At 51.7% G+C, this 8,137-nt stretch carries 3 protein-coding genes and 4 pseudogenes; 4 read left to right on the forward strand and 3 right to left on the reverse strand.

Features of this window, described 5'->3' with window-relative positions:
* Nucleotides 1-76: 76 nt before the first annotated feature.
* A pseudogene (locus tag P3G66_RS31485) lies at nucleotides 77-661 on the reverse strand (DNA polymerase domain-containing protein); the annotation flags it as partial.
* A gap of 21 nt (nucleotides 662-682) precedes the next feature.
* On the opposite strand from P3G66_RS31485, the pseudogene lacZ reads away from it, so the two are divergent.
* A pseudogene (lacZ, locus tag P3G66_RS31490) lies at nucleotides 683-3,568 on the forward strand (beta-galactosidase); the annotation flags it as partial.
* 122 nt (nucleotides 3,569-3,690) lie between these two features.
* Nucleotides 3,691-4,506 (forward strand): aminoglycoside O-phosphotransferase APH(3')-Ia, encoded by an 816-nt coding sequence (locus P3G66_RS31495; protein ID WP_000018329.1) that lies wholly within the window; start codon nucleotides 3,691-3,693, stop codon nucleotides 4,504-4,506.
* Nucleotides 4,507-5,210: 704 nt separating this feature from the next.
* On the opposite strand, the gene P3G66_RS31500 is transcribed toward P3G66_RS31495, so the two are convergent.
* Complete coding sequence (locus P3G66_RS31500; protein WP_276117851.1) at nucleotides 5,211-6,155, reverse strand: glutathione S-transferase family protein; 945 nt, start codon at nucleotides 6,153-6,155, stop codon at nucleotides 5,211-5,213.
* A gap of 76 nt (nucleotides 6,156-6,231) precedes the next feature.
* On the opposite strand from P3G66_RS31500, the pseudogene P3G66_RS31505 reads away from it, so the two are divergent.
* Together P3G66_RS31505 and lacI are read left to right on the forward strand one after the other, a co-directional pair.
* Nucleotides 6,232-6,558, forward strand: a pseudogene (locus tag P3G66_RS31505) (MFS transporter); the annotation flags it as partial.
* Nucleotides 6,559-6,637: 79 nt separating this feature from the next.
* Nucleotides 6,638-7,561 (forward strand): annotated as a pseudogene (gene lacI, locus P3G66_RS31510) (DNA-binding transcriptional repressor LacI); the annotation flags it as partial.
* A 2-nt stretch (nucleotides 7,562-7,563) separates the two neighbouring features.
* Here lacI and rpsL read toward each other — a convergent pair.
* Nucleotides 7,564-7,923, reverse strand: coding sequence for a 30S ribosomal protein S12 (rpsL, locus tag P3G66_RS31515; protein WP_276117852.1), 360 nt, complete (start codon nucleotides 7,921-7,923; stop codon nucleotides 7,564-7,566).
* Nucleotides 7,924-8,137 lie beyond the last annotated feature (214 nt).

Raw genomic sequence — 8,137 nt, forward strand, 5'->3', positions numbered from 1 at the left:
ACATATTTGAATGTATTTAGAAAAATAAACAAATAGGGGTTCCGCGCACATTTCCCCGAAAAGTGCCACCTGACGTCTAAGAAACCATTCTTAAGTTGATGTTCAGCCAGCTGGTCAGGCCCACCTGACGGGTTTTCTGATAGCGCAGATCTTCTTTACGATAGCCAAAGCCTTCCAGAATACGCAGCACCGCCGGCAGCACCTGGTTTTCGATATAGTATTCCGCATCATATTTATGTTTTTTCGGATCGTATTCTTCGGCCAGAATCGCACGGTTGCTAATCGGGCCATCACCACGCAGCACAATATAGCCAATCACCATGCCCGGTTTAATTTTCACGCCTTTCGCGGCCAGTTTTTTCGCCACCGCCACATGCGGGCCAATCGCTTTATATTCATGCAGCGGACGGGTAATTTGTTCGTAGATGGCCAGTTTTTCCGGCGGAATTTCATAGTTGGCCAGTTTCTGGATCACTTCTTTAACAATACGCACCGCTTCTTCCACATCACCATGTTTCAGAATGGTTTCCAGCACACGCGCCTGGGTTTCTTTGGCGATTTCGCTCCAATCACGACGCACAATTTCCAGGCCACGGGTAATAACTTTGCCTTCTTCATCAATCACCGCATAACGTTTTTTGGTCACGAAGAAGCCGCGTTGCTAGCCAACTGTTGGGAAGGGCGCTTTGCCTGGTTTCCGGCACCAGAAGCGGTGCCGGAAAGCTGGCTGGAGTGCGATCTTCCTGAGGCCGATACTGTCGTCGTCCCCTCAAACTGGCAGATGCACGGTTACGATGCGCCCATCTACACCAACGTGACCTATCCCATTACGGTCAATCCGCCGTTTGTTCCCACGGAGAATCCGACGGGTTGTTACTCGCTCACATTTAATGTTGATGAAAGCTGGCTACAGGAAGGCCAGACGCGAATTATTTTTGATGGCGTTAACTCGGCGTTTCATCTGTGGTGCAACGGGCGCTGGGTCGGTTACGGCCAGGACAGTCGTTTGCCGTCTGAATTTGACCTGAGCGCATTTTTACGCGCCGGAGAAAACCGCCTCGCGGTGATGGTGCTGCGCTGGAGTGACGGCAGTTATCTGGAAGATCAGGATATGTGGCGGATGAGCGGCATTTTCCGTGACGTCTCGTTGCTGCATAAACCGACTACACAAATCAGCGATTTCCATGTTGCCACTCGCTTTAATGATGATTTCAGCCGCGCTGTACTGGAGGCTGAAGTTCAGATGTGCGGCGAGTTGCGTGACTACCTACGGGTAACAGTTTCTTTATGGCAGGGTGAAACGCAGGTCGCCAGCGGCACCGCGCCTTTCGGCGGTGAAATTATCGATGAGCGTGGTGGTTATGCCGATCGCGTCACACTACATCTGAACGTCGAAAACCCGAAACTGTGGAGCGCCGAAATCCCGAATCTCTATCGTGCGGTGGTTGAACTGCACACCGCCGACGGCACGCTGATTGAAGCAGAAGCCTGCGATGTCGGTTTCCGCGAGGTGCGGATTGAAAATGGTCTGCTGCTGCTGAACGGCAAGCCGTTGCTGATTCGAGGCGTTAACCGTCACGAGCATCATCCTCAGCATGGTCAGGTCATGGATGAGCAGACGATGGTGCAGGATATTCTGCTGATGAAGCAGAACAACTTTAACGCCGTGCGCTGTTCGCATTATCCGAACCATCCGCTGTGGTACACGCTGTGCGACCGCTACGGCCTGTATGTGGTGGATGAAGCCAATATTGAAACCCACGGCATGGTGCCAATGAATCGTCTGACCGATGATCCGCGCTGGCTACCGGCGATGAGCGAACGCGTAACGCGAATGGTGCAGCGCGATCGTAATCACCCGAGTGTGATCATCTGGTCGCTGGGGAATGAATCAGGCCACGGCGCTAATCACGACGCGCTGTATCGCTGGATCAAATCTGTCGATCCTTCCCGCCCGGTGCAGTATGAAGGCGGCGGAGCCGACACCACGGCCACCGATATTATTTGCCCGATGTACGCGCGCGTGGATGAAGACCAGCCCTTCCCGGCTGTGCCGAAATGGTCCATCAAAAAATGGCTTTCGCTACCTGGAGAGACGCGCCCGCTGATCCTTTGCGAATACGCCCACGCGATGGGTAACAGTCTTGGCGGTTTCGCTAAATACTGGCAGGCGTTTCGTCAGTATCCCCGTTTACAGGGCGGCTTCGTCTGGGACTGGGTGGATCAGTCGCTGATTAAATATGATGAAAACGGCAACCCGTGGTCGGCTTACGGCGGTGATTTTGGCGATACGCCGAACGATCGCCAGTTCTGTATGAACGGTCTGGTCTTTGCCGACCGCACGCCGCATCCAGCGCTGACGGAAGCAAAACACCAGCAGCAGTTTTTCCAGTTCCGTTTATCCGGGCAAACCATCGAAGTGACCAGCGAATACCTGTTCCGTCATAGCGATAACGAGCTCCTGCACTGGATGGTGGCGCTGGATGGTAAGCCGCTGGCAAGCGGTGAAGTGCCTCTGGATGTCGCTCCACAAGGTAAACAGTTGATTGAACTGCCTGAACTACCGCAGCCGGAGAGCGCCGGGCAACTCTGGCTCACAGTACGCGTAGTGCAACCGAACGCGACCGCATGGTCAGAAGCCGGACACATCAGCGCCTGGCAGCAGTGGCGTCTGGCTGAAAACCTCAGCGTGACACTCCCCGCCGCGTCCCACGCCATCCCGCATCTGACCACCAGCGAAATGGATTTTTGCATCGAGCTGGGTAATAAGCGTTGGCAATTTAACCGCCAGTCAGGCTTTCTTTCACAGATGTGGATTGGCGATAAAAAACAACTGCTGACGCCGCTGCGCGATCAGTTCACCCGTGCACCGCTGGATAACGACATTGGCGTAAGTGAAGCGACCCGCATTGACCCTAACGCCTGGGTCGAACGCTGGAAGGCGGCGGGCCATTACCAGGCCGAAGCAGCGTTGTTGCAGTGCACGGCAGATACACTTGCTGATGCGGTGCTGATTACGACCGCTCACGCGTGGCAGCATCAGGGGAAAACCTTATTTATCAGCCGGAAAACCTACCGGATTGATGGTAGTGGTCAAATGGCGATTACCGTTGATGTTGAAGTGGCGAGCGATACACCGCATCCGGCGCGGATTGGCCTGAACTGCCAGCTGGCGCAGGTAGCAGAGCGGGTAAACTGGCTCGGATTAGGGCCGCAAGAAAACTATCCCGACCGCCTTACTGCCGCCTGTTTTGACCGCTGGGATCTGCCATTGTCAGACATGTATACCCCGTACGTCTTCCCGAGCGAAAACGGTCTGCGCTGCGGGACGCGCGAATTGAATTATGGCCCACACCAGTGGCGCGGCGACTTCCAGTTCAACATCAGCCGCTACAGTCAACAGCAACTGATGGAAACCAGCCATCGCCATCTGCTGCACGCGGAAGAAGGCACATGGCTGAATATCGACGGTTTCCATATGGGGATTGGTGGCGACGACTCCTGGAGCCCGTCAGTATCGGCGGAATTCCAGCTGAGCGCCGGTCGCTACCATTACCGGATCCTCTAGAGAAGATCCTTTGATCTTTTCTACGGGGTCTGACGCTCAGTGGAACGAAAACTCACGTTAAGGGATTTTGGTCATGAACAATAAAACTGTCTGCTTACATAAACAGTAATACAAGGGGTGTTATGAGCCATATTCAACGGGAAACGTCTTGCTCTAGGCCGCGATTAAATTCCAACATGGATGCTGATTTATATGGGTATAAATGGGCTCGCGATAATGTCGGGCAATCAGGTGCGACAATCTATCGATTGTATGGGAAGCCCGATGCGCCAGAGTTGTTTCTGAAACATGGCAAAGGTAGCGTTGCCAATGATGTTACAGATGAGATGGTCAGACTAAACTGGCTGACGGAATTTATGCCTCTTCCGACCATCAAGCATTTTATCCGTACTCCTGATGATGCATGGTTACTCACCACTGCGATCCCCGGGAAAACAGCATTCCAGGTATTAGAAGAATATCCTGATTCAGGTGAAAATATTGTTGATGCGCTGGCAGTGTTCCTGCGCCGGTTGCATTCGATTCCTGTTTGTAATTGTCCTTTTAACAGCGATCGCGTATTTCGTCTCGCTCAGGCGCAATCACGAATGAATAACGGTTTGGTTGATGCGAGTGATTTTGATGACGAGCGTAATGGCTGGCCTGTTGAACAAGTCTGGAAAGAAATGCATAAACTTTTGCCATTCTCACCGGATTCAGTCGTCACTCATGGTGATTTCTCACTTGATAACCTTATTTTTGACGAGGGGAAATTAATAGGTTGTATTGATGTTGGACGAGTCGGAATCGCAGACCGATACCAGGATCTTGCCATCCTATGGAACTGCCTCGGTGAGTTTTCTCCTTCATTACAGAAACGGCTTTTTCAAAAATATGGTATTGATAATCCTGATATGAATAAATTGCAGTTTCATTTGATGCTCGATGAGTTTTTCTAAGAATTAATTCATGAGCGGATACATATTTGAATGTATTTAGAAAAATAAACAAATAGGGGTTCCGCGCACATTTCCCCGAAAAGTGCCACCTAAATTGTAAGCGTTAATATTTTGTTAAAATTCGCGTTAAATTTTTGTTAAATCAGCTCATTTTTTAACCAATAGGCCGAAATCGGCAAAATCCCTTATAAATCAAAAGAATAGACCGAGATAGGGTTGAGTGTTGTTCCAGTTTGGAACAAGAGTCCACTATTAAAGAACGTGGACTCCAACGTCAAAGGGCGAAAAACCGTCTATCAGGGCGATGGCCCACTACGTGAACCATCACCCTAATCAAGTTTTTTGGGGTCGAGGTGCCGTAAAGCACTAAATCGGAACCCTAAAGGGAGCCCCCGATTTAGAGCTTGACGGGGAAAGCCGGCGAACGTGGCGAGAAAGGAAGGGAAGAAAGCGAAAGGAGCGGGCGCTAGGGCGCTGGCAAGTGTAGCGGTCACGCTGCGCGTAACCACCACACCCGCCGCGCTTAATGCGCCGCTACAGGGCGCGTCCCATTCGCCAATCCGGATATAGTTCCTCCTTTCAGCAAAAAACCCCTCAAGACCCGTTTAGAGGCCCCAAGGGGTTATGCTAGTTATTGCTCAGCGGTGGCAGCAGCCAACTCAGCTTCCTTTCGGGCTTTGTTTAGCAGCCTAGGTATTAATCAATTAGTGGTGGTGGTGGTGGTGGTGGTGCTCGAGTGCGGCCGCAAGCTTGTCGACGGAGCTCGCCTGCAGGCGCGCCAAGGCCTGTACAGAATTCGGATCCCCGATATCCATGGACCCGCGTCCCTCAATACCGGAGCCACCACCGGTACCCAGATCTGGGCTGTCCATGTGCTGGCGTTCGAATTTAGCAGCAGCGGTTTCTTTCATACCAATTGCAGTACTACCGCGTGGCACCAGACCCGCGGAGTGATGGTGATGGTGATGACCAGAACCACTAGTTGAACCATCCGATTTTGGAGGATGGTCGCCACCACCAAACGTGGCTTGCCAGCCCTGCAAAGGCCATGCTATATACTTGCTGGATTTCAAGTACTTATCAATTTGTGGGATAGCTTCAATACGTTTTTTAAAACAAACTAATTTTGGGAACGCATCCAGGCACATTGGGTCCATGTATAAAACAACATCAAGAGCGTCATACAACATGAAGTCAGGATGGGTTACATGATCACCATTTAAATATGTTTTATGACATAAACGATCTTCGAACATTTTCAGCATTTCAGGTAGCTTGCTAAGAAAATCAACTTTGAGAGTTTCAAAGTCTTTACTATATGCAATTCTCGAAACACCGTATCTAATATCCAAAACCGCTCCTTCAAGCATTGAAATCTCTGCACGCTCTTTTGGACAACCACCCAACATGTTGTGCTTGTCAGCTATATAACGTATGATGGCCATAGACTGTGTTAATTTAACATCACCATCAATATAATAAGGAAGATTGGGAAACTCCAAACCCAATTCAAACTTTTTGTTTCGCCATTTATCACCTTCATCGCGCTCATACAAATGCTCTTCATATTTTTCTTCAAGATATTCCAAAAGAAGTCGAGTGGGTTGCACAAGGCCCTTAATTTTCCAATAACCTAGTATAGGGGACATATGTATATCTCCTTCTTAAAGTTAAACAAAATTATTTCTAGCTAGAGGGGAATTGTTATCCGCTCACAATTCCCCTATAGTGAGTCGTATTAATTTCGCGGGATCGAGATCGATCTCGATCCTCTACGCCGGACGCATCGTGGCCGGCATCACCGGCGCCACAGGTGCGGTTGCTGGCGCCTATATCGCCGACATCACCGATGGGGAAGATCGGGCTCGCCACTTCGGGCTCATGAGCGCTTGTTTCGGCGTGGGTATGGTGGCAGGCCCCGTGGCCGGGGGACTGTTGGGCGCCATCTCCTTGCATGCACCATTCCTTGCGGCGGCGGTGCTCAACGGCCTCAACCTACTACTGGGCTGCTTCCTAATGCAGGAGTCGCATAAGGGAGAGCGTCGAGATCCCGGACACCATCGAATGGCGCAAAACCTTTCGCGGTATGGCATGATAGCGCCCGGAAGAGAGTCAATTCAGGGTGGTGAATGTGAAACCAGTAACGTTATACGATGTCGCAGAGTATGCCGGTGTCTCTTATCAGACCGTTTCCCGCGTGGTGAACCAGGCCAGCCACGTTTCTGCGAAAACGCGGGAAAAAGTGGAAGCGGCGATGGCGGAGCTGAATTACATTCCCAACCGCGTGGCACAACAACTGGCGGGCAAACAGTCGTTGCTGATTGGCGTTGCCACCTCCAGTCTGGCCCTGCACGCGCCGTCGCAAATTGTCGCGGCGATTAAATCTCGCGCCGATCAACTGGGTGCCAGCGTGGTGGTGTCGATGGTAGAACGAAGCGGCGTCGAAGCCTGTAAAGCGGCGGTGCACAATCTTCTCGCGCAACGCGTCAGTGGGCTGATCATTAACTATCCGCTGGATGACCAGGATGCCATTGCTGTGGAAGCTGCCTGCACTAATGTTCCGGCGTTATTTCTTGATGTCTCTGACCAGACACCCATCAACAGTATTATTTTCTCCCATGAAGACGGTACGCGACTGGGCGTGGAGCATCTGGTCGCATTGGGTCACCAGCAAATCGCGCTGTTAGCGGGCCCATTAAGTTCTGTCTCGGCGCGTCTGCGTCTGGCTGGCTGGCATAAATATCTCACTCGCAATCAAATTCAGCCGATAGCGGAACGGGAAGGCGACTGGAGTGCCATGTCCGGTTTTCAACAAACCATGCAAATGCTGAATGAGGGCATCGTTCCCACTGCGATGCTGGTTGCCAACGATCAGATGGCGCTGGGCGCAATGCGCGCCATTACCGAGTCCGGGCTGCGCGTTGGTGCGGACATCTCGGTAGTGGGATACGACGATACCGAAGACAGCTCATGTTATATCCCGCCGTTAACCACCATCAAACAGGATTTTCGCCTGCTGGGGCAAACCAGCGTGGACCGCTTGCTGCAACTCTCTGTCTAGACGCCATACTTGGAACGAGCCTGCTTACGGTCTTTAACGCCGGAGCAGTCAAGCGCACCACGTACGGTGTGGTAACGAACACCCGGGAGGTCTTTAACACGACCGCCACGGATCAGGATCACGGAGTGCTCCTGCAGGTTGTGACCTTCACCACCGATGTAGGAAGTCACTTCGAAACCGTTAGTCAGACGAACACGGCATACTTTACGCAGCGCGGAGTTCGGTTTTTTAGGAGTGGTAGTATATACACGAGTACATACGCCACGTTTTTGCGGGCATGCTTCCAGCGCAGGCACGTTGCTTTTCGCAACTTTGCGAGCACGTGGTTTGCGTACCAGCTGGTTAACTGTTGCCATAGCTGTTTCCTGTGTGAAATTGTTATCCGCTCACAATTCCACACAACATACGAGCCGGAAGCATAAAGTGTAAAGCCTGGGGTGCCTAATGAGTGAGCTAACTCACATTAATTGCGTTGCGCTCACTGCCCGCTTTCCAGTCGGGAAACCTGTCGTGCCAGCTGCATTAATGAATCGGCCAACGCGCGGGGAGAGGCGGTTTGCGTATTGGGCG

It is taken from the genome of Rhodococcus sp. C3V (assembly GCF_029269915.1).
GTDB lineage: Bacteria > Actinomycetota > Actinomycetes > Mycobacteriales > Mycobacteriaceae > Rhodococcus_F > Rhodococcus_F qingshengii.

Excerpts from the sequence above, each read along its gene's own strand:
- P3G66_RS31500 (WP_276117851.1), bottom strand. The coding sequence starts at position 6,155 with ATGTCCCCTATACTAGGTTATTGGAAAATTAAGGGCCTTGTGCAACCC.
- rpsL (WP_276117852.1), bottom strand. The coding sequence starts at position 7,923 with ATGGCAACAGTTAACCAGCTGGTACGCAAACCACGTGCTCGCAAAGTT.
- P3G66_RS31495 (WP_000018329.1), top strand. The coding sequence starts at position 3,691 with ATGAGCCATATTCAACGGGAAACGTCTTGCTCTAGGCCGCGATTAAAT.